23 protein-coding genes and 1 tRNA gene are annotated in these 21645 nt (G+C 44.9%); 10 read left to right on the plus strand and 14 right to left on the minus strand.

The features are described from left to right. Window positions 1–99 precede the first annotated feature (99 nt). From petA to ICN27_RS00805, 7 genes are all read left to right on the plus strand, one after another. On the plus strand, window positions 100–702 hold the full coding sequence (petA, locus tag ICN27_RS00775) for a ubiquinol-cytochrome c reductase iron-sulfur subunit (RefSeq protein WP_215308765.1): 603 nt from the start codon (window positions 100–102) through the stop codon (window positions 700–702). A gap of 10 nt (window positions 703–712) precedes the next feature. Next, entirely contained in the window at window positions 713–2113 is a 1401-nt protein-coding gene (locus ICN27_RS00780; RefSeq protein ID WP_216268597.1) for a cytochrome bc complex cytochrome b subunit, read from the plus strand. 29 nt (window positions 2114–2142) lie between these two features. After that, window positions 2143–2916, plus strand: coding sequence for a cytochrome c1 (locus ICN27_RS00785; protein ID WP_216268598.1), 774 nt, complete (start codon window positions 2143–2145; stop codon window positions 2914–2916). A 78-nt stretch (window positions 2917–2994) separates the two neighbouring features. Continuing rightward, the gene (locus ICN27_RS00790) at window positions 2995–3606 is read left to right on the plus strand and encodes a glutathione S-transferase N-terminal domain-containing protein (RefSeq protein ID WP_215308771.1); all 612 of its coding nucleotides are present in this window, start codon (window positions 2995–2997) and stop codon (window positions 3604–3606) included. Window positions 3607–3637: 31 nt separating this feature from the next. After that, window positions 3638–4039 carry a ClpXP protease specificity-enhancing factor gene (locus ICN27_RS00795; RefSeq protein WP_216268599.1) on the plus strand — a complete coding sequence of 134 codons (402 nt, stop codon included), beginning with the start codon at window positions 3638–3640 and terminating at the stop codon, window positions 4037–4039. 18 nt (window positions 4040–4057) lie between these two features. Then, a tRNA-Thr gene (locus ICN27_RS00800) sits at window positions 4058–4133 on the plus strand. A gap of 593 nt (window positions 4134–4726) precedes the next feature. After that, window positions 4727–6226, plus strand: a complete 1500-nt coding sequence (locus ICN27_RS00805) for a tetratricopeptide repeat protein (RefSeq protein WP_216268600.1) — start codon at window positions 4727–4729, stop codon at window positions 6224–6226. Here the strand turns inward: ICN27_RS00805 and ICN27_RS00810 are convergent. From ICN27_RS00810 to hemA, 6 genes are all read right to left on the minus strand, one after another. Beyond that, window positions 6220–7542: an MFS transporter gene (locus tag ICN27_RS00810; protein ID WP_216268601.1), complete on the minus strand. Its 1323-nt coding sequence runs from the start codon at window positions 7540–7542 to the stop codon at window positions 6220–6222. The two genes, ICN27_RS00805 and ICN27_RS00810, sit on opposite strands and share 7 nt — an antisense overlap. A gap of 3 nt (window positions 7543–7545) precedes the next feature. Further along, window positions 7546–8820 (minus strand): DNA recombination protein RmuC, encoded by a 1275-nt coding sequence (gene rmuC, locus ICN27_RS00815; protein ID WP_216268602.1) that lies wholly within the window; start codon window positions 8818–8820, stop codon window positions 7546–7548. 28 nt (window positions 8821–8848) lie between these two features. Next, window positions 8849–9157 carry a Grx4 family monothiol glutaredoxin gene (gene grxD / locus ICN27_RS00820; protein ID WP_215308779.1) on the minus strand — a complete coding sequence of 103 codons (309 nt, stop codon included), beginning with the start codon at window positions 9155–9157 and terminating at the stop codon, window positions 8849–8851. 102 nt (window positions 9158–9259) lie between these two features. Then, window positions 9260–10108 carry a peptide chain release factor N(5)-glutamine methyltransferase gene (prmC, locus tag ICN27_RS00825; RefSeq protein WP_216268603.1) on the minus strand — a complete coding sequence of 283 codons (849 nt, stop codon included), beginning with the start codon at window positions 10106–10108 and terminating at the stop codon, window positions 9260–9262. Between the two features lie 12 nt (window positions 10109–10120). After that, a complete protein-coding gene (gene prfA, locus ICN27_RS00830) occupies window positions 10121–11200 on the minus strand; it encodes a peptide chain release factor 1 (RefSeq protein WP_216268604.1) in 1080 nt (359 codons plus the stop codon). After that, complete coding sequence (hemA, locus tag ICN27_RS00835) at window positions 11201–12517, minus strand: glutamyl-tRNA reductase (protein ID WP_216268605.1); 1317 nt, start codon at window positions 12515–12517, stop codon at window positions 11201–11203. It lies immediately after the preceding gene. 19 nt (window positions 12518–12536) lie between these two features. On the opposite strand from hemA, the gene ICN27_RS00840 reads away from it, so the two are divergent. Beyond that, window positions 12537–12818, plus strand: a complete 282-nt coding sequence (locus ICN27_RS00840) for a hypothetical protein (protein ID WP_255534913.1) — start codon at window positions 12537–12539, stop codon at window positions 12816–12818. A gap of 4 nt (window positions 12819–12822) precedes the next feature. Here the strand turns inward: ICN27_RS00840 and ICN27_RS00845 are convergent, their stop codons facing one another. The 5 genes from ICN27_RS00845 to ICN27_RS00865 are packed head-to-tail and all read right to left on the minus strand — an operon-like array spanning window position 12823 to window position 17585. After that, the gene (locus ICN27_RS00845) at window positions 12823–12993 is read right to left on the minus strand and encodes a hypothetical protein (protein ID WP_216268606.1); all 171 of its coding nucleotides are present in this window, start codon (window positions 12991–12993) and stop codon (window positions 12823–12825) included. Between the two features lie 38 nt (window positions 12994–13031). Next, on the minus strand, window positions 13032–13805 hold the full coding sequence (locus tag ICN27_RS00850) for a uracil-DNA glycosylase (protein ID WP_216268607.1): 774 nt from the start codon (window positions 13803–13805) through the stop codon (window positions 13032–13034). Continuing rightward, window positions 13805–15589 (minus strand): M61 family metallopeptidase, encoded by a 1785-nt coding sequence (locus tag ICN27_RS00855; protein ID WP_216861211.1) that lies wholly within the window; start codon window positions 15587–15589, stop codon window positions 13805–13807. The genes ICN27_RS00850 and ICN27_RS00855 overlap by 1 nt, the downstream gene beginning before the upstream one ends. A gap of 12 nt (window positions 15590–15601) precedes the next feature. Beyond that, window positions 15602–16345 carry a DsbC family protein gene (locus tag ICN27_RS00860; protein WP_255534914.1) on the minus strand — a complete coding sequence of 248 codons (744 nt, stop codon included), beginning with the start codon at window positions 16343–16345 and terminating at the stop codon, window positions 15602–15604. Next, window positions 16311–17585: an FAD-dependent monooxygenase gene (locus ICN27_RS00865; RefSeq protein ID WP_216268608.1), complete on the minus strand. Its 1275-nt coding sequence runs from the start codon at window positions 17583–17585 to the stop codon at window positions 16311–16313. Before ICN27_RS00865 ends, ICN27_RS00860 begins: the two co-directional genes overlap by 35 nt. 39 nt (window positions 17586–17624) lie before the next feature. On the opposite strand from ICN27_RS00865, the gene ychF reads away from it, so the two are divergent. Then, window positions 17625–18719 (plus strand): redox-regulated ATPase YchF, encoded by a 1095-nt coding sequence (ychF, locus tag ICN27_RS00870; protein WP_215308802.1) that lies wholly within the window; start codon window positions 17625–17627, stop codon window positions 18717–18719. A 64-nt stretch (window positions 18720–18783) separates the two neighbouring features. Here the strand turns inward: ychF and ICN27_RS00875 are convergent, their stop codons facing one another. Next, the gene (locus tag ICN27_RS00875; protein ID WP_215308804.1) at window positions 18784–19134 is read right to left on the minus strand and encodes a hypothetical protein; all 351 of its coding nucleotides are present in this window, start codon (window positions 19132–19134) and stop codon (window positions 18784–18786) included. A 110-nt stretch (window positions 19135–19244) separates the two neighbouring features. Between ICN27_RS00875 and ICN27_RS00880 the strand changes: the two genes are divergently transcribed. Continuing rightward, window positions 19245–19799 (plus strand): hypothetical protein, encoded by a 555-nt coding sequence (locus ICN27_RS00880; protein ID WP_216268609.1) that lies wholly within the window; start codon window positions 19245–19247, stop codon window positions 19797–19799. On the opposite strand, the gene trpC is transcribed toward ICN27_RS00880, so the two are convergent. Together trpC and trpD are read right to left on the minus strand one after the other, a co-directional pair. Beyond that, window positions 19796–20599 (minus strand): indole-3-glycerol phosphate synthase TrpC, encoded by an 804-nt coding sequence (gene trpC / locus ICN27_RS00885; protein ID WP_216268610.1) that lies wholly within the window; start codon window positions 20597–20599, stop codon window positions 19796–19798. The genes ICN27_RS00880 and trpC overlap by 4 nt on opposite strands. 11 nt (window positions 20600–20610) lie before the next feature. Beyond that, window positions 20611–21633, minus strand: a complete 1023-nt coding sequence (trpD, locus tag ICN27_RS00890; RefSeq protein ID WP_216268611.1) for an anthranilate phosphoribosyltransferase — start codon at window positions 21631–21633, stop codon at window positions 20611–20613. Between the last annotated feature and the right edge of the window lie 12 nt (window positions 21634–21645).

A 21645-nucleotide genomic window follows, 5' to 3' on the forward strand; every position in this document is an offset into this window, starting at 1 on the left:
AAAATTAACCCCATAACTTTGATGAATAGCCCATTTTTACTTTAAAATCTCACCTTTAAGTATTTTTACCTATAAATGCTCTTTCGAGGAATTTTGTAAATGAGTGACAAGCCCAGTATGGATAAGGATCGCCGTAATTGGTTGATCGCCACTTCAGCGGTCGGCGGTGTTGGTGCGGCCGCAGCCCTTTACCCTTTTGTGGACAGTTTTCAGCCTTCTGAGCGCGCCAAGGCCGCTGGAGCTGCTGTTGAGATCGATATCTCTGGTATGCAGCCAGACGAAATGCGCATGGTTGAGTGGCGCGGTAAGCCAGTTTGGGTGGTTCGCCGTACTCCTGAACAAGTTGCCGAGCTTTCCAAGATTGATGCAGAGCTTGCAGACCCTGATTCTTTAAGGGATCCAGCTCAATTTACCCCGCCTTATGCCCAGAATCAATGGCGCTCAATTAAGCCTGAATATATGGTTGTAGTTGGTATTTGCACCCATTTGGGATGCTCCCCTACGCCTAAGTTTGAGGCAGGTCCTCAACCTTCTTTGCCAAACACATGGCAGGGTGGTTTCCTCTGCCCATGTCATGGTTCAACCTTTGATATGGCCGGCCGCGTATTTAAGAACAAACCAGCCCCAGACAATATGGAAGTGCCGCCACATATGTATTTGAGCGACACCAAAATTCTGGTTGGCGAAGATAAGAAGGCCTAAGGAGAAATAAATGGCATTTCAAGAAAAAGAAGTCCCAGCAAACGCTTCCGTCGCAGTGAAGTTAATGGCTTGGGTGGATTCGCGTTTACCGGTGACAGATGCATTTAAGCGTCACATGAGTGAGTATTACGCTCCTAAAAACCTGAATTTTTTCTATATTTTTGGCGCTCTAGCGATTGTAGTTTTGGCAATCCAGATCATTACTGGCATTTTCTTGGTAATGAACTACAAGCCAGATGCAGCGAAGGCTTTCGAATCTGTTGAATACATCATGCGCGAAGTTCCATGGGGCTGGTTAATCCGCTACATGCACTCCACTGGCGCCTCAATGTTCTTTGTAGTGGTTTACATGCACATGTTCCGTGGCTTGATCTACGGTTCATACCGCAAGCCACGTGAGCTCATTTGGATCTTTGGTTGCGCAATCTTCTTATGCTTGATGGGTGAGGCGTTCTTCGGCTACCTACTCCCATGGGGTCAAATGTCCTATTGGGGCGCTCAAGTGATCGTAAACTTATTCTCTGCAATTCCATTGGTTGGTCCGGACCTTTCCTTATGGTTGCGTGGTGACTACGTAGTAGGCGATGCAACACTCAATCGCTTCTTCGCATTCCACGTGATTGCTATTCCATTGGTATTAATTGGATTAGTTGCAGCTCACATTCTTGCATTGCATGAAGTGGGTTCTAACAATCCAGACGGCGTAGAAATCAAAAATACATTAGATGCCAATGGTCATCCGGTGGATGGCATTCCATTCCACCCTTACTACAGCGTTCATGACGTCATGTACCTAGGCGGCTTCTTAATCATTTTTGCCTCGATTGTTTTCTTTGCCCCAGAAATGGGTGGATATTTCTTGGAAGCGAATAACTTCATTCCGGCAAATCCATTTGTTACTCCGACACATATTGCACCAGTTTGGTATTTCACGCCTTTCTATTCAATGCTACGTGCAACAACGTCTAACTTCTTATTGCCATTATGGATTTTCTTGGCAGTAATTTTGTCGATGTTCGCCCTGAAGTCTAATGATCTCAAAGTCAAAGGCGCATGTGTGGCAATTGCCTTGGTCTTGGCTGCCGGTTTTTATGCCTTTGATGCGAAGTTCTGGGGTGTTGTGATTATGGGTGGGTCCGTTGTGATCCTCTTCTTCCTGCCATGGTTGGATCATTCTCCAGTCAAATCGATTCGTTACCGCCCGCCGTTCCATAAATATATTTATGGCATCTTTGTCTTGACCTTTGTGATCTTAGGTTATTTGGGTATCGAGCCGCCATCACCAGTATTTGAAAAGATTTCTCAGATTTGCACTATTTATTATCTGGGCTTCTTCTTGGCGATGCCTTTCTGGAGCAGGCTTGGTACTTTCAAGCCAGTTCCAACTCGCGTTACTTTTAAGTCCCATTAATTCAGATATCCGAGAAATTAGGAACTAGTATGAAACGAATTTTGCACACTGTGATGGGCGTCTGCCAGGCGACAGCCTTGATTGCCGCTCTTGGTTTTGGTTTAACTGCAAATGCAAGCGAGGGCAGTTTCCCATTGGAGACTGCACCAAATCGCGTTAGTAATAATGCTTCTTTGCAAAACGGCGCCAAGATATTTGTGAACTATTGTTTGAACTGCCATTCAGCTACTAGCATGCGTTATAGCCGCTTACGTGACATTGGTTTGACAGATCAGCAAATCAAAGATAACTTGATCTTGTCGGACGCTAAAGTTGGTGACTTGATGACCATCTCCATGTCACCTAAAGACGGCAAGGCGTTCTTTGGTAAAACTCCCCCAGACTTGTCAGTAGAAGCGCGTGCGCGTGGTACGGATTGGCTCTATACCTACTTCCGCACTTTCTACAAAGATGACACTACTCAAACCGGGTGGAATAACTTAGTATATCCAAACGTTGGTATGCCTCATGTTCTCTGGCAGTTGCAGGGTGAGCGCGCTGCAAAGTTTGAAGAGCGTCCAGATCCGCACGATGCAAGCCGTGTAGAGAAAAAGTTTGTTGGATTTGAGCAGTTGACTCCAGGAACAATGAAGTCACAAGAGTACGACGACAACATCGCTGACCTAGTTGCCTTCATGTCATGGATGGCTGAGCCAGTACAACTCGAGCGCAAGCGTTTGGGTGTGATCGTATTAATTTTCTTGGCAATTTTCACGTTGGTAGCTTCGCGTTTGAATAAGGCCTACTGGAAAGACATTCACTAAGCCAAGGTTTTTAAGAGTTAAAGTCGCAGTTGTTTGTGCGTTTGTTGTATTGAAGTAGATATTTAAGGAAATAAATTTATGATGGTGTTGTACTCGGGCACAAACTGCCCATTCTCGCAACGCTGCCGTCTGGTGCTTTTTGAAAAAGGCATGGACTTTGAAATCCGTGATGTGGACTTGTTTAACAAGCCAGAAGACATCTCGGTCATGAACCCTTATGGCCAAGTTCCAATCTTGGTCGAACGTGATTTGATTTTGTATGAGTCAAACATCATTAATGAGTATATTGATGAGCGCTTTCCTCACCCGCAATTGATGCCGCCTGATCCTGTTGCTCGCGCACGCGCACGTCTCTTCCTCTTCAATTTTGAAAAAGAGTTGTTTGTGCATGTAGCTGCATTAGAGAATGAAAAAGGTAAAGCAGCTGAGAAGGCTCATGAAAAAGCACGTTTAGCTATTCGTGATCGCTTAACTCAGCTTGCACCGATTTTTGTGAAGAATAAATATATGCTGGGTGAAGAGTTTTCTATGCTGGATGTAGCAATTGCTCCTTTATTGTGGCGTTTGGAGCATTACGGTATTGATCTCTCGCGTAATGCAGCTCCTCTCTTGAAATACGCTGAGCGTATTTTCAGCAGACCTGCCTACATTGAAGCATTGACTCCATCAGAAAAGGTAATGCGTCGCTAAGCGGCTCATTACTCAGGCTGGCAGAATAAGCATGTCTGATATCCCAAGCAATAAACCTTACCTAATCCGTGCCCTACATCAGTGGTGCACGGATTTTGGTTTTACGCCCTTCATGGCGGTCTTTGTGGACTCTAGCGTTGAAGTGCCTATGGAGTTTGTCAAGAAGGATGAAATCGTTTTAAATCTCTCTCTTGAGGCCTGCCATCAACTGAATTTGGATAATGATTGGATCAGCTTTCAGGCAAGATTTGGCGGAGTCCCAAGAAAAATTATGGTTCCCGTAAGCCATGTTTTAGCAATCTATGCACGAGAAAATGGTCAGGGCATGTCCTTTTCCTTTGATGCCAGCCAGGTCGGCAAGCTCAAAGATACAAGCCCCGAGAATGCTGAAAAGCCAAAAGCCAGCAGACCTGCCTTGACGATTGTGAAATAGGTTAAAATGTTATCCGTTGCCCCTTTAGCTCATCTGGTAGAGCAACTGATTTGTAATCAGTAGGTGGTCTGTTCGAGTCGGACAAGGGGCACCAATTTCCTTTCTCAGTAAGCCCAGTATGAGTACCAACCCATACAATTTTTGGCCCTTACGTGAGTCCTAGCAACCTCAATATCCCCAAACAATAAAAAATAATGATTTTTCGAGTATTAGGGTTTTTTAAATGGGCTGTTGTGCATATTTGAGACTGGATATGCTCGTTTGATAAATAATTGGATTGCTGACGACTAGAGCAGAGTCATTTTTGATAAATATATTGCAGCCCGTAATTAATCTGAAGTCAACTCTTAATTGACAACTAGAATCAAACAATAAAACTATTCATTTGTTGTATGTGAACCCTTTGATCTCGATATGCATTATTAGTTTGTATCCGCTGTCCTTAATTTAAACGAGCTATTAGCAATTTTTAGATGCATAGAGAGAAAAATTAGTTTTTATCGATAATTACCTACTCAAAGGTAACTTTATACTAGGCGAAACCCAGCAGATAAGGTCTTAAACTTCCCTGAGATTGGTGGTAGAGGCCGATTGGTTGCTGAATTGGCTGGTACTTCAGGGACATCTTTTTGTTTGCAGAATATCAGATGGGTGGATTGGCTTCAATAGACCGTAAAATTCTGAATTATGGATATCGGCTCTCAAATACTTCTTGAAAATTCTTTGCAACTTATTAAAACTGGCGAGCTAGAAAAAGCTCAGGATCTGCTAGTTAAGGGGCTCAAATCTTTACCAAACAGCCCCGATTTTTTAAGGCTCTCGTCAGTTGTGGCTGCTATGCAATTTGATTTTTCAAGTGCACTAAACCTAATTGATAGGGTTATCGATTTGGCGCCAGATTACGCTATTGCTTATAGTAACCGAGGAAATATACTTAAAGATCTTGGCCGATATGAAGAGGCGCTATCAAGTCTAAATAAAGCGATTTCACTGCAACCTAATTATGCTGAGGCTTATTGCAATATAGGTAATGTCCTCCAAGATCTCCATCGCAACGAGGAAGCTTTAAGCTGGTATGACAATGCTATAGCGCTTGACCCTAATTATGCTGGAGCCTACAACAATAAGGGCAATGCGCTCGTAAAACTTAAGCGTTATCAGATAGCGACTGAGAGCTATAACATCGCAACAGCGATTAATCCAGGATATGCCGAATGCTATTATGCAAAGTCAATGCTCCAACTCTCTACTGGTAACTTTAAGGAGGGGTGGAAAAACTATGAAGCACGTTGGCACCTGAATCATCCAGTTAAGTTTCAATTTTCTGATTTGGTGCGACTGGAGCATCTTCAGGATATTTCTGGAAAAAATATTCTTATTTGGGCTGAGCAGGGCCTTGGGGATAGCATTCAATTTTCCCGGTACATAGAGCCTTTATGCAGTTTTGGTGCAAAGATTACTTTTCTAGTCCCTGATTTATTAATTAATATTTTTGCACCCCTAAGAAAATTCTGTACCTTGGTTTCCAGCATTGAAAATCAGACCAAATTTGATTTTCATTCTCCATTACTTAGTTTGCCAATGCTGTTTGATACTACCCTTGAGTCAATACCTTCTAAGAATCCATATTTAATGGCCGATCCAAATATGAGGGACATATTTAAGGGGAGATTGGGTGATACCAATAATTTTAAAGTTGGAGTAGTTTGGAGTGGTGGTTTTAGGGTTTATCGACCGGAGTTATGGTCGTTTAATAAGCGTCGTAATATTGAGCTTGAAAGAATTGCAAAGCTAAAAGATGTTTCTGGGATTAATTTTTATAGCTTACAAAAAGGTGATCCTGCTGAGTCAGAGTTAATTGCCAAAGGGCCTGAGCTTTGGCCGAATATTATTCATTGTGTAAAGTGGCTAGATGATTTCTCAGATACGGCTGCGTTGATTGAAAACTTAGACTTAATAATCTCGGTGGATACATCTACCGCTCATCTCGCAGGCGCGCTAGGCAAACCCGTTTGGATTCTGAATCGGCATGACTCCTGCTGGCGTTGGTTGAGTGACAGATCTGATAGCCCCTGGTACCCAACTGCAAAGATTTACCAGCAATCTGATCCAGGTAATTGGGATGGTGTTTTGGAGGAAGTAAAAACTGATTTAAGTGCGTTAGCACTTAAGCATCTAAATCAGTGAGATAAATTGCTTTGATTTGTCTCTGGCAAAAACATTATTGCAACCAAAGCTCCGCTTGCTAGAAAAAGAGTCGGATACCAAAGCCCTGCAATATCGCTAGCCCATTGTTGATTTAGCCAAGTCACGATTAAAGGTAGAAGCCCTCCAATCCAACCTGCGGCTAGATTATGCGGAAGTGTAGCGGCACTATTTCTAGTTTTTGTTGGAAATAGTTCTGCAAGTAATGCAGTTTGTGGACCCACTACTAATGACAGTATTCCCGATAACCCAACTAGAATAGCGGTAATGAATATCATTGAGTGGCTAGTAGCTTGTTGAAGAAAATGAAAAGCTGGCAAGATAAGCGTTGCCCCTAAAATAAGGCCACTGACAACCACAGGTTTTCTGCCAATCTTGTCTGAGAGCCATCCCGCAAATACTGTCAAAGGCAATAACGCAACTGTTGCATAGACATTGAGCTGATCTACTAACTGAGGGGCAAGCCTTACGGTAGTCTTTAGGAAGACCGAGGTATAAACCTGTACACAGAAAAATAGCACTGCACCACCAGCAGAGATGCAGAAGAAAAGTAAAAACATTCTCTTTCTAGTTTCCGGATCTTTCAGGTTGTCACGCAGAGGGCTTTTAGAATGGGCCTCTGTTTTACTGAGTTGCAAATAGATCGGCGTCTCTTCAAGAGCCATGCGAGCTTTAAATGCAATCAAGAGGAGAATGATTGAAACCCAAAACGGCACACGCCAGCCCCAGGATAAAAATTCTTCTTGGGTAAGATAGGTTTGTAGCAAGGCAATTTGGAGTGTGGATACCAAGATGCCAAGTGGCCCCATGAGTTGTAAGAAGCTGGTCTTATAGCCTCGATTGGTATCTCCAGCATGTTCCGTTAGATAGACCGCACTGCCCCCAATTTCTCCTCCTGCCGAGAGGCCTTGAAGTAGTCTGAGGCTCACGAGCAAAATAGGTGCCCAGATTCCAACCTGAGCATAAGTCGGCAAAAAGCCAACGCACACCGTAGCAATTCCCATGAGGGTAATCGTGATCATAAAGACGGGGCGCCGCCCAATGCGATCGCCAATACTGCCAAATATCGCTGCTCCAATGGGCCTGACCACCATGCCAACACCAAAGGTTGCTAGGCTGGCTAACAAGGCCGTACTAGGATCGCTTGAGGGAAAAAAGAGGGGGCCAAAAACTACAGCCAGAGTGGCAAAAGTAAGAAAGTCATACCACTCAAGAAAGGTTCCAAAGCAAGCTGCAATAGCTACTTTTCTATAGGAGGGTGATGAGGTCTGTATTTCTGATACGTGCGTAGCTTTCAATTTTTATTCAGAGTCGGTTGACGATTCAATTAAGGGCGTAGATAAATTTTTACTAGGCTTAACGCCGAGTTCGCGCACTTTTTCCGCAGAACGAATCAGGTTGCCTTTACCAGACTTCAGTTTATTAAAGGCATCGTGATAACTCGTTTGTGCTTGATCTAGACGTTGACCTAGTTTTTCAAGGTCATCAACAAAGCCAACAAACTTGTCATAGAGCGTTCCACATTGTTTGGCAATTTCTAGAGCATTGCGATTTTGGTGATCCTGGCGCCAGAGATGCGCAACAGTTCTAAGGGTGGCCATCAAAGTACTTGGGGATACGAGCACAATATTCTTGGCTAGTGCCTCTTGGTACAAATTCGGTGCTGTCTTCAAGGCTAGCAGGAATGCAGGCTCAATGGGCACAAACATCAATACAAAGTCTACCGAGCCAATGCCATACAAAGAGCTGTAGTTCTTACTTGAGAGTCCTTGAATGTGTTGGCGAAGGGACTGAATATGAGCGGCTAATTCTTGCTCTGAGACCGTCGGATCAGTTGCTTGCGCATGACGTGAGTAGGCCGTAATTGAAACCTTACTATCAACCACTAAGCTTCTACCCTCAGGCAGTTTAACCACTACGTCAGGCTGAAGACGTGAGCCATCAATTTGCGTGTGGCTATCCTGAACTAGATACTCTTCGCCCTTTCTTAGGCCTGAGGACTCTAGGATGGACTCTAAAACCAATTCACCCCAATTACCCTGCACCTTAGAGTCGCCCTTCAGCGCTTGGGTCAGCGAACGCGTCTCATCTGACATGCGTAAATTCAGATTGGCTAGACGCTCGATCTCGCTCTTGAGGGCAAAACGCTCACGTGCCTCGTTACCGTAGGAAGTATTTACCTGCTCTTTAAATTCCGAAAGCTTAGTTTGTAGCGGCTTTAGAAGAGCATCTAAACTAGCAACGTTTTGTTCGGTAAAGCGCTTAGACTTATCTTCCAAAATTTCATTGGCAAGATTTTTGAATTGGCTAGTCAGCGCCTCTTTAGCCTCATTAAGGGATTCAATTCTTCCTAAGCCCTGTTTACGCTCGGAGTCTAGTGCTGCCTCAAGTCTAATAGCATTCTGTAATGCCTGGTCACGCTCTACTCGTAAGCTGGTAGTAAGCGCAGCATCATGTTGATTTTGTTGTTCAGCTCTAGTGAGGGCTGAGCGTAAATTGAGCGCATAGACTAAAAGGCCTGCACATAAACCAAATGGTAGGCCAAATAGTAAAAGAGAGCTTAAGTCAAAATTCACAAATATGAGTTTTGCAGATTTTGTCTAATTAGCCTTGTACAAGTTTTTTCAACTCACCGCTTTGGAACATCTCAGTCATGATGTCTGAGCCACCAATGAATTCACCGTTGATGTAGAGCTGAGGAATAGTTGGCCAGTTAGCAAATTCCTTAATGCCCTGGCGAATTGCTTCATCTTCCAAAACGTTAACAGTGTGAAGATTCTCCACACCACTAGCGCGCAAAATATTGATCGCGTTACCGGAAAAGCCACATTGCGGAAATTGGGCATTGCCCTTCATAAACAAAACAACGGGATGGCTAGTAACGATTTCTTGAATTTTTGCTTGAGTATCCATATTTTTCCCTGAATTTATGTCATATAAAGATAATGATTTACTGCTAATGGTGAGCTAATTTTAAGGCTATCTTAAGAAAAGGGTTAATCCCCTTTGATGGTTTTAGAGTCTTTTTCGTCCAGAAGCTACTCGGCAGTGGCCTGCCAAATCGAGATGCGCCTGCACGTCTATTAAACCTGCAACTTTCATAAGCCCTATCACAGCCTCAGATTGATCAAAGCCATGCTCGACGGCAATTAAGCCGCCCGGTTTTAGGTATTGATCTGCACCTGCAATAATGCTTTCTAAGCAGCTCAACCCGCTAGCGTAATCAGTTAGGGCGGATACAGGCTCAAAACGGAGATCCCCTTGAGTGAGGTGAGGGTCTTGATGGGCGATATAGGGCGGATTACTCACAATCACATCAAATTGGCTTGGTTCGGTCAGGGCTACATACCAACTACCTAGTAAAAACTGGACTTGATCTAAGAGGCTCAAAGAATGCGCATTTTGCTTTGCAATAGCTAAAGCCTCGGTCGATTGATCTGTTGCAATCACTGATGCTAGGGGCGCAGCGCTCGCGATAGAAAGTGCAATAGCACCAGAGCCGGTGCCCAGATCTAATACTCTTATATGTTTGTTAAGTTTGGTAATTTCAGTAAGGGCAATCTCTACGAGCAGTTCAGTTTCTGGGCGGGGAATGAGGACCCCAGGCCCAACGGCTAACTCAATTTGATGAAAACCCTTCTTACCTAAGATATACGCAATGGGCTCTCCCAGAACCCTTCTGGAAACCAGTCTTTCCCATTCCAGAAAAGCTTGCTCATTCAAACTCATATCATCACGAGACAGTAGGGCAGAACGGGGGAGTTGGTAGTGCTTCTCTAGAATGAGGGCTAGTAATATCCGCGCTTCATTCGCTGGCAATGCACAGTTGCTAATTAATTTGCGTAAGGGCTGGCTGACACTCATCCTGGGGTGGAATTAATTATCGCCAAGTGCTGCAAGAAGCTCCGCCTGATGTTCAGACGCAAGGGCATTGCATAGCTCGTCTATATCACCATCCATCATGGCATCAATTTTGTATAGTGTGAGATTGATGCGGTGATCGGTAATACGGCCCTGTGGAAAGTTGTAAGTCCGAATACGATCACTACGATCACCAGTGCCAACTAAAGACTTTCTGGTCTGAGCTTCTAGCTGATGTTTTTCACGTTCACGGGCATCCATGATGCGAGAGACAAGAACCTTCATTGCTTGTTCACGATTGCGGTGCTGACTGCGATCATCTTGGCACTCAACCACAGTGCCAGTTGGTAAATGGGTAATACGAACAGCGGAGTCCGTTTTATTAATATGCTGACCACCAGCCCCTGAAGCTCTAAAAGTATCAATGCGTAATTCAGCAGGGTTAATTTTGACCGCTTCTAATTCATCGGCCTCGGGCATCACAGCTACTGTACAAGCTGAAGTATGAATACGTCCCTGTGTTTCTGTTTGGGGAACGCGTTGCACACGATGGCCGCCAGACTCAAATTTGAGGCGTGAATAGACAGACTGACCTACTAAGCGCAGAACAACTTCTTTATAGCCACCAAGATCAGATTCGGCAGCATTCACCACTTCTACTTTCCAGCCCTGACGTTCTGCAAAGCGCGTATACATTCGGAGTAGGTCGCTAGCAAAAAGTGCACTCTCATCACCGCCTGTACCCGCCCGAATTTCTAAGAAGACATTGCGTTCGTCGTTGACATCTTTGGGTAGAAGTAGTTTTTGAAGTACACCCTCAAGCTCTTCCATAGTGGCTTGAGCTTGTTTCTGCTCTTCATCAGCAAAGTCCTTCATATCAGGATCCTTGTGCATCTCTTCTGCAGCTTGAGCATCAGCCTCAGCTTGTTTATATAAGCCAAATTGCTCCACTATCGTCGCAATATCAGAATGCTCACGTGTGAGCTTCCGATAGTTGTCCATATCCTTGGTGGACTCTTCGGTAGTTAATAAAGAATTGAGTTCGGCTAAGCGCGTGTCTAGGTGGTCTAGCTTAGCCCGCATGCTGGGCTTCATCTAATGGTCTTCTGGCTTGGAGTGCGAGGCGAATAATTTGGGAAGCAACTTAATCAGGGCGTCACGCTCAGCGCCATTGGAATGTTGTAAAGCATGCAATGAGCCATGCAAGAACTTATTAGTTAAGCCTTGCGCCATTGCATTGAGAACCTCTTGGGGATCATCACCACGCATCAATCGCTTCATGGCACGATCCAGTTCAAGCTGCCTGAGATGCTCACCTTGTTGCTGAATATCCTGAATGAGTGGCACAGTCTTGCGACCTTGCATCCAGTGCATGAAATTACCAACACGATCTTCAATGATCGCTTCAGCCTGACTCACTGCTGCTTGACGTAAGGAAGCACCCGTCTGAATCATCACGCCTAAATCATCGACTGTATATAAGTAGATGTCATTTAAGCGGCTAATCTCTGGCTCAAAGTCACGGGGAACCGCTAGATCAATCATAACCATGGGTTTACGACGACGTTGCTTCAAAGCACTCTCTACCATTCCTAATCCGATAATCGGCAGTGATGATGCTGTACTTGAAATGATGATGTCAAATTCATGTAATCGACTTGGCAGATCTGAGAGCTTGAATGATTCTGACTCAACATCTTGAATAGAAATCGAATCTGCTAATTCTTGCCCGCGCTCAATCGTGCGATTAGAAATTGCCACTGCTTTAGGCTTACGTGCCACGAAATGGGTGGCGCATAAAGTGATCATGTCGCCAGCGCCAATAAATAGAACGCGTTGATCAGTAATACTTTCAAAAATGCGTTCAGCCAATCGAACTGATGCGGCTGCCATCGAGATTGAGTGAGCACCAATTTCTGTAGAGCCGCGAACTTCTTTTGCGACTGCAAAGGTTTTCTGAAAGAGTTGATTGAGATAAGTGCCAAGGACGCCCGCATCATTTGCAGTACGTACAGCATCTTTCATCTGACCCAAGATTTGGGTTTCGCCAATCACCATGGAGTCCAACCCACAAGCAACTCTAAAGGCATGACGGACTGCATCCGATTGCGGTAGCGAATAAATATGGGGCTCCAAACTGCTTGGAGCAAGTTGTTGGGTTTTAGCTAACCAGTCAAACGTCGCTTCATGTAACAGGCTGGCTGCATCTGCATCGTTAGCAGCGCAGTAGAGTTCAGTTCGATTGCAAGTGGACAGGATTGTGGCCTCCGGCAGGCCGGCCTGATTCGCACCAACGAGATGTTGGCGAAGATCGTGCAACGCTTCTTGAAGAAATTCAGGGTCAAAGGCGACCTTTTCCCGAATGGCGACCGGCGCTGTGTGATGATTGATGCCGAGTGTCAACAACTTCATAATGGTGATTATAGATTTGATGGCAGCAACAATGGGGGTGGCAATGGGGTTTTTAGCTTTTCTGGTGATCGGTGGCTTAACTGGTGTATTTGCTTTGGTTTTTTACCCAGGAAAACGTCAATCTAAGCCCGGGGCTAAGAAATTCCTCATGGCAGTCTTACTTGGCAGTATTGCTGCCCTAGCTGGCTCCTATATAGGGCAATTTGCAGGTTTATTTCAGTCCGGTCAGATGCTGGAGTGGCTTTGTGCCATGGGTGCTTCTTATCTGGCTGGCGCTCTTTACGCTGGCCTCGCTAAGTAAGTAATCAATCAGGAGCCTGTTCCGTATCTAGAAGGATTTGATCTAGAAAATCCATCAAATCAATGTTGGCGCGATCTGCGGATGACGCTAGCGCAGATTGGCGTCGATATTCCTCAATCAGCTCTACTGAGGTTGCGGTGTCATTATTGATGGTTTTTGGGCTGTTTGATAGCATTTTTGACCGTATTTAACCATGAATTTTAATATTTCAAGTTAACTACGTAGCGAAAATAAGTCCTTATCCGTATGACTTGCATGGCTATCAACCCACTGAATCGGTGACTGCTGTTTTGCAATTAGCCACTCATTGGCTTTAGTGAAGTGCCCACAGCTTGCCTTTGCACTGGGCTCTAGAAAAGGCTTCTCTGTTTTATAGACCCCCAGCCCAGAAGGGTGGGAGGATTGCAGAATCAATTGATCTTGGGTAGCCTCAATCAGGGGTAACTTAGATTGGGCATGACCGCCCCACAGCATCCAAACCAGATGGGGTTTTTGCTGTGCTAAAGCGCTTATCAGTCTATCAATGAGGGATTTCCAGCCTAGGTTGGCGTGACTACCTGCTTCACCCAATTTGACGCTCAGAGCGGTATTGAGAAGCAGGACACCTTGCTTAGCCCAAGGGTGAAGATCACCGTTGGGAAGAGCGCCAAAACCTTCCAGCGCCAGCGCTTTACTGATATTGCGTAAGGAACTCGGAAATTGACGGGAATTGGTCGGAATATTGCTCGGAATAGAAAAAGCCAAGCCCTGGGCTAGCCCAGGAGAGTGATACGGGTCTTGCCCCAAGATAACAACCTTGACTTTGGTAAGCGGGGTTAATGTCAGCGCTTTGAAGAAATTTTGTGGCTCCGGACGAATCTGCTCACCCTCTTTATTGAGCTCAGTTCTCAGATTGGTCTGCAGTATTTGCCACTCAGGAGATTGAAAATAATCTCCGAGTAGGGCGCGCCAATCTTCTGGAATATCAGCTGCAGAAAATGAATGCATTACTCAGCTGGTGTGAGTATGTACTGGGCTGGAATTTGATCATCCTCAAGAACAGTCATGCACTCATGCTCTAAGTCATCTCGGTAAAAGCAAATATGAATGATTTGCCCTGTGATCAAGCTAGACAACACCTTATCCCAGCGCGTAGCAGTAATACGCTCACCATTAATGCTAGACAGCAGATCTCCAGCCGCTAGACCTGCGAATTGAGCAGCTCCACCATCGAGCACATGCGTTACCTTTAACCAGCCATTGCTATCACTATGGCGCATTCCGAATTGCAGTTTTATTTGCTCTAGTTTGGAATGTTTTTTTTGTTTAACCGTAATGAATTTGGAATCAATCCATTTCTGAATTGGAATATCTTCAGTCCCAAAAATATAACGAGATTTAAATTGATTCCAAGTGGCATTAAATCGCGCACCTAGAAGTGTTCGCATTAAGTCATCTAGACCATCTTCAGCAATCCCATCAAGCGTGACTCCATGTATTTTCCAGATGAGGCGCATTAAGTCATCCAGGGATTTTTGATTGTTTGTGAATGCGCGAATCTTGAGATCTAAACCTAAAGCAAGCAAGGCCCCTTTACCGTAATAACTCACGACTGCATTCGGCGTATTCTCATCGGCTTGGTAGTACTTGGTCCAAGCGTCAAAAGAGCTATCTGCAAGACTTTGCTTCAATCTTCCTGGGCCACGCAAAATACCATTCCAATTATTAGCAACTAACTGAAGGTAGGTTTTTAGATCAATACGTTTACTGCGAAATAATTGCAAGTCATCGTAGTAACTCGTAAAGCCTTCAAATAACCACAGCAAACGAGTATAGTTTCTGCGATCAAGTTGATAGGGTTGAAAGGCTTTTGGCTGAATACGTTTAACTAACCATGCATGGAAGTATTCATGGCTACAAAGGCCTAGAAATTCACGATAGGATGCCTCATCAAGCGGGGAATGTATTTGGGGAATTTGATCGCGACGGCACAGAAGAGCGGTGCTGTTGCGATGCTCTAGTCCACCATATCCAGAAAGGACCGCATTGACCAAAAATAAATAATTCTGGAAAGGCGCTTGCTTAGTTTTTGGTTCAAAGAGATTAATAGTGCAGGTACAGATTGCCTGAAGATCTGTTGCTAGGCGTTCAAGATCGACTTCATGGATGCAGCCTTGAATGGCCATGGTATGTGAGACACCATTTGATTGCCAATGAGCAATCTGAAATTCACCCATCGCAATGGGATGATCTAAGAGATCATCATAATTTTTGGCGAGATAAAAGCCGTAACCTTGATCATCTACTTTGGCTGGCTGTAAGCCCGTCTGCACAGTCCAGGAGTTTGCGCAAGTATCCTTAGGAGGAATCAACACTACAGCACACGGTAAAGACTCCTGTCCCATGACCGCTAAACACAAACTACTTGGGTTGATAAATGCACGCTCAGTATCAAGATAGGCAGCCCGCACAGAAGAATCAAATGCATACACCGTTGTGAGAATTTCTACCGGACCAGTTACTTTGGGTAGGCGCCATTGATCGTTATCAATCCGCTCTAAGACTAGGGCTTCATTCGGCTTACTGAGTGCAAACCCTTCAATCGTTTCGATTTGTTTGCTGAAGTCGCGTATTAAATAACTTCCTGGAATCCAGGCGGGCATTTGCAGAATTTGCCCACTCGGCAATGGATTTTCAATGCGCAACTTCACATGAAAGCGGTGACCATACAAATCTGCCGACCAAATGGTGTACTGGATTGCAGGTAGTTCAGAAGTATTTATTTTATTCATCAGTTTAGGCTGCTACTTCAGACTGCTAAATTTCTTTTCAATATCGGTGATTTGAACTGCGCCAGGAAAGCGGCTGCCATCAGCAAAGAAAATAGTTGGAGTCCCTGTAATTCCGTAGGTTTTGGCAAAGGCCATATTTTTATCTAAAGGCGTGCTGCAGTCATTCTTACCACTAGGTGCAATACCATTAATCATCCAATCAACATAGGCTTTCTGGGGATCTGCGGCACACCAAATTTGTTTCGATTTTTGCGCGGAGTCGGCTGACAGAATCGGGATAAGGTAGGTATAGACCGTCACATTATCTAGCTGCTGCAAGGATTTTTCTAAACGCTTGCAGTAGCCGCAATTCGGGTCAGAGAAAATGGCTAACTGTCGACTGCCATTGCCGCGTACGGCTTTTAAAGCATTTGATAGATTAAGTTCAGTCCATTTGATGCGATTGAGATCTGCCTGTTTTTGTTCGGTAATATTTTTCCCGGTAGCGATCTCAATAATTTCGCCTTGGATTAAATATTTACTATTGGCATCAGTATAAAAAACCTCATTTCCAACCAATACTTCGTATAAGCCGGAGATAGGCGATTGAGAAACACTTTTGATCTTTGTGTTTGGGCCAATTTTCTTTTGGAGCTCAGAGCGGACTTGCTGCTCCGATTGTGCGTTGACCACTCCCGCTAAAAATATAAGAGAGCAAGCTAGGACGAGAGTAGAAAGTAATTTATTCAAAATCAGCATCTCCGAGAGCGCGTTCAATGAGGCGCCGTTTAATGAAGTGACTACGATTGACCATGCCTAGCCCCCAATTACGTAATTGCCTTTCAGTGCTACTGCTCCCTGAGAAAAGCTTTTTGAGTTTATCTGTTACCCAGAGTAATGCGCTGGTGTCGCCTTGACGTTGGCGCTCGTAGCGACGCAGCAGCACGATGTCATTCGGTGGTCGAAAAGATTCTCGTTTACTCAGCACATGAAGCAGTGATGCAACATCTCTGAGGCCTAAATTCAATCCTTGCCCTGCTAGTGGATGCATGACATGAGCCGCGTCTCCAATGAGAACAACTTTGGGATTTTCTGCTGGGCCAATAAAGCGACTCGCCTGAATTTTTCTGAGGGGAAAAGTGGCTGGTGTTGAATTGAGCGTGAGCGTACCAAGTTGAGCAGCTATTGCTCCATTAGCAATCGAGGAAAACTTTTCAGCCCATCCTGAAAAATCCAGCCTTAAAAGATCTGCCGCACTTTCTGGTGAGCTTGACCACACCATCGACACTTGTTTATTTGGAAGCGGCAACATTGCCACAATATCGCCACCTGGCAAAAACCACTGATAAGCAGTTTCTAAATGGGCGCTACTGCAAATCCAATTTGCTACTACGGCATTCTGTGAGTAACTTTCCTCTTTTGCAGGAATGCCTAACTCTGAACGGATGGGTGAATTAGCGCCATCAGCGGCAATCAGGAGTTGGGCTCTCAAGCTTGAGCCATCTTGCAGATGGAGTAGGACCCCATCAGCAATCACTTGAATGTTTTCAACTGCGCCATTAATGCGCTCTAATTTACTTTGGAAGCGTGAGGCTTGATCAAGGGTATGCTCGATCACATTCGATTCACCAATCCAGGCTAGCTGGGGCGTACCTGCTTCAAATGCAGATAGATGTAGCTGATCCTGGCTTTCACCTCGATCACCAAAAATCCGCATATCCCGAACAGCTTGTAAGCGACTGTGATCAACAGCGTCCCAAACCTGTAGATGGGCCAATAATTTTTGGGTGCCAGGAGAAAAAGCATAAATACGTTGACCCCATTGACTGCCCTCGGGAGTCAAAACTACTTGCCCTAAGTCGGGAGCAATCTGAACCGTTTGTAGCCCAAGTTGCGCTACACCTAAAGCGCAAGCCTTGCCCACTATGCCTCCGCCGACTACGGCAATATCTACATTCCGTATCTGAGAGGTATTTTTGGGTAATTTGACCAAGGAATTTGGGTGAACTTCTGACATATCTCGATGATATCGAAACTAGCCCTTTACAATACAAGCATGTCTTTGAAATGTGGCATCGTCGGCCTGCCTAACGTCGGCAAATCTACCCTCTTTAACGCGCTTACCAAGGCTGGAATCGCGGCAGAAAACTATCCTTTTTGCACAATCGAGCCTAATGTAGGTGTGGTCGAGGTTCCTGACCCCCGTCTTGCCGCCTTGGCTGAGATTGTGAAGCCTGAGCGCATCCTGCCTGCAGCTGTCGAATTTGTCGATATTGCGGGACTGGTAGCTGGTGCCTCCAAAGGTGAGGGGCTAGGGAATCAATTTTTAGCCAATATTCGTGAAACTGACGCCATTACCCATGTGGTGCGCTGTTTTGAGGATGCTAATGTGATCCACGTGGCCGGAAAGATTGACCCAATCTCTGATATCGCCGTGATTGACACCGAATTGGCTTTATCAGATTTAACTACGGTTGAAAAAACGCTGCAGCGCTCAAGCAAGGCGGCTAAGTCAGGTAACGACAAAGAGGCCGCAGCCTTAGTAGCTGTGCTGACCAAAGTACAGGCTCACTTAGATCAAGCCCAGCCAGTACGCAGCATGAAGCTGACTGAAGAAGAAAACTTGCTCTTAAAGCCACTCTGCTTAATCACAGCAAAGCCGGCAATGTACATCGCTAACGTCAAAGAAGACGGTTTTGAAAATAATCCCCATTTAGAGGCAGTGATTCAGCATGCGGCCAAAGAGGGCGCACCAGTAGTAGCGGTATGCGCCGCAATCGAAGCTGAGATTGCTGATCTAGATGATGCTGATAAAGTGGAATTTCTTGCTGATCTAGGCATGGAAGAGTCTGGATTAGATCGCGTGATTCGTGCAGGTTATAAGTTATTGGGGCTACAGACCTACTTTACTGCTGGCGTTAAAGAGGTTCGCGCTTGGACTATTCATCAAGGTGACACAGCTCCTCAAGCTGCAGGGGTTATTCATACGGACTTTGAGCGTGGCTTTATTCGTGCGCAAACTATTGCATTTGAAGACTTTGTTCAATTCAAGGGTGAGTCTGGTGCCAAAGAGGCTGGCAAGATGCGTGCCGAAGGTAAGGAGTATGTTGTTAAGGACGGAGATGTCTTAAATTTCCTCTTTAACGTCTAGAGCATTAGCCCCAAAGAAAAAGCCCTTACTACTAAGGGCTTTTTTGTTTTCTTGGAGGAATAAATCAACCCGCTTTGACAGCCTTTTCTAGGCACTTGGAAATTTCTTCATAGCGCTTGATGGCGACCTTAGTTGGTACTACTTCTTTTTTGCGCCCATCTTCATTGGCAGCCATCTTGATATAGCCCATGGCGCTCAGATTTTTCAGTCGCCCGTGCAACGTGGCTTGAGAGCCAAGCTCAGACAGAGAAATTAAATCACCGACCAACAAGGATTGCTTGGCATGAAAGCTCAGAATAATTTTATCCAGCAGACTTTCTTCAATGGAGTCGAGTTTTTTCCCAGGATTGATGCGATCTAGTACATCAATCAAATTCAGAAAACGAATATAGCAAGATGATTTAATTGTAGACATGGATTTGTGCATTAAGTATGAGTAGTTAGCCCTAGGGTTAGTATTATTGTAGACCCATTAATCTTGTTCGCAACTTGTATGTATTCATAAAATCAACCATACTCGCAACAATGGATAAAACAAGTCGCGAATGGATAGTTGGATTTATCGTGAGCGTGCTTGCTTACTCAAGCCTTTTTTATATCAACGCTTGGCTTACAACGCATCTGAGCTATGGCCTTGGCGTGAATTGGATTTATCTCCCAGCCGGCTTACGTTTATTTTTGACGCTCATCTTTGGCTTATCTGGCGCCCTTGGTATTGCTATTGCTTCATTCGTAATTTGTTTTTCTGGGCAATTTCCACCCGAGCTGATTACTTGCATAGGTATCGGCTTAATATCTGGCTTTGCGCCCTATCTAGCAAGACTCTTTGTGATGAGTAATATCAGCATCTCATCTGATTTAAGTAACTTGAGCTTACAGAAGCTAGCAATTTGTATTTTAATTTACGCTGCCCTAAGTTCAGGCTTACACCAATGGTGGTTCGCAGTTCGAGAGCTTGATGAGGCTGGAACTCTCAATCATTTCTTGGTCATGTTGACTGGCGATGTACTCGGAACAGTAGCTATGATCGGGCTAGTTAAATACGGCTTAGATCTAATGAGACCTTCTAAATCTAATTAACCAAATAGCTTGCCCAAAGCTAGCCCTGGATCATCCGCTCTCATAAAGGCTTCGCCTACTAAGAATGCATTGATTTGATGATCGCGCATCAATTGCACATCTGTACGATTCATGATTCCAGATTCGGTCACCAGGGTTTTGCCAGCGGGAACCATTGATAGCAAGGACAGGGTTGTTTGAAGGGTAACTTCAAAAGTCTTCAGGTTGCGATTATTAATTCCAAGCAATGGTGTTTTTAATTCAAGAGCTTGCTCCAATTCAGGGGCATTATGAACCTCAACGAGGACATCAAGACCAAGTTCATGAGCACAAGCTTCTAGCTCCTTCATTTGATTGAGTTCTAAGCACGCCACAATGAGCAAAATAGCATCGGCACCTATTGCCCTTGCCTCATAGACTTGATAGGGGTCGATCGTAAAGTCTTTACGTAAGACTGGAATGTTGCATGCAGCTCTTGCAGCCTGAAGGTAGACATTAGCCCCCTGAAAATAATCTTTGTCTGTAAGGACAGACAAACAGGCCGCTCCGTTTTTTTCATAGGATTGAGCAATCTCAGCTGGCTGAAAATTCTCTCGCAGGATTCCCTTGCTAGGACTGGCTTTCTTAATCTCGGCAATGACGCCGGCTTTACCTGCTGCAATCTTTCCTTCGATAGACCGAATAAAGCCTCGCGGTTTTAATTTCGTATCACGATTATTTTCTTCAGCTTGATCACGTTGATTAGCTAAAGAGATCTTTTTCAAATCAGCGGCGATCTCAATTTTCTTGGTAGCAACAATTTTGTCGAGGATATCGCTCATGAAGATCTTAGTTAGTTTTGGGTTGCTGCTACAAATTGGTCTAGCTTTTGACGGGCGGCACCAGATGCAATGGCTGCTTGCGCCATCTGAACGCCGCTAGTAATGCTTGGCGCTACATCAGCTACATACAGTACCGCACCAGCATTGAGGCAAACAATGTCACTTGCTGGACCAGATTTTTTATTGAGCACATCTAGAACAATCGCTTTCGATTCTTCGGCATCAGCCACCTTAAAGCTGCTGGTAGGTGCTGTATTTAAACCAAAGTCTTTTGGATGAATCTCATATTCACGAACCTGACCCTCTTTTAATTCGCCTACGAGAGTGGGACCCTCGAGAGAGATCTCATCTAAGCCATCGCGGCCATACACTACCATGGCATGATCCATTCCCATGGCTTGCAATACACGCGCCTGAATACCAACTAAGTCTGCATGGAACACGCCCATCAGGATGCGCTTGGCATCTGCTGGGTTTGTAAGGGGTCCTAGGATATTGAAAATCGTGCGCACACCCAAATCTTTGCGAATCGGCACAACATTCTTCATTGCAGGGTGATGGTTTGGTGCAAACATAAAGCCTGCTCCTACATTAGAAATGCATGTTGCAACCTGCTCGGGTGAGAGTGAAAGCTTAACGCCTAAAGATTCCAGAATATCTGCGCTACCTGATTTGCTACTCACGCTGCGATTACCATGCTTGGCAATTTTTGCACCAGCAGCCGCAGCGACAAACATAGCAGCTGTAGAAATATTAAAAGTGTGAGCACCATCTCCTCCTGTGCCCACTACATCGACTAAATTTTTTCTATCTTCCACGTGTACAGGTGTCGCAAATTCACGCATGACTTGCGCAGCTGCGGCAATTTCACCAACAGTCTCCTTTTTGGTGCGTAGGGCAACAAGTAGGCCGGCAACCAAAGTTGGCGGCATCTCACCACTCATGATCAGACGCATCATTGCAGTCATCTCGTCATGAAAGAGTTCACGATGTTCAATACAACGCTGTAATGCTTGCTGTGGAGTAATAGACATAGGGGTCGACTT

The organism is Polynucleobacter sp. Nonnen-W13 (genome assembly GCF_018881735.1).
Classification (GTDB): domain Bacteria; phylum Pseudomonadota; class Gammaproteobacteria; order Burkholderiales; family Burkholderiaceae; genus Polynucleobacter.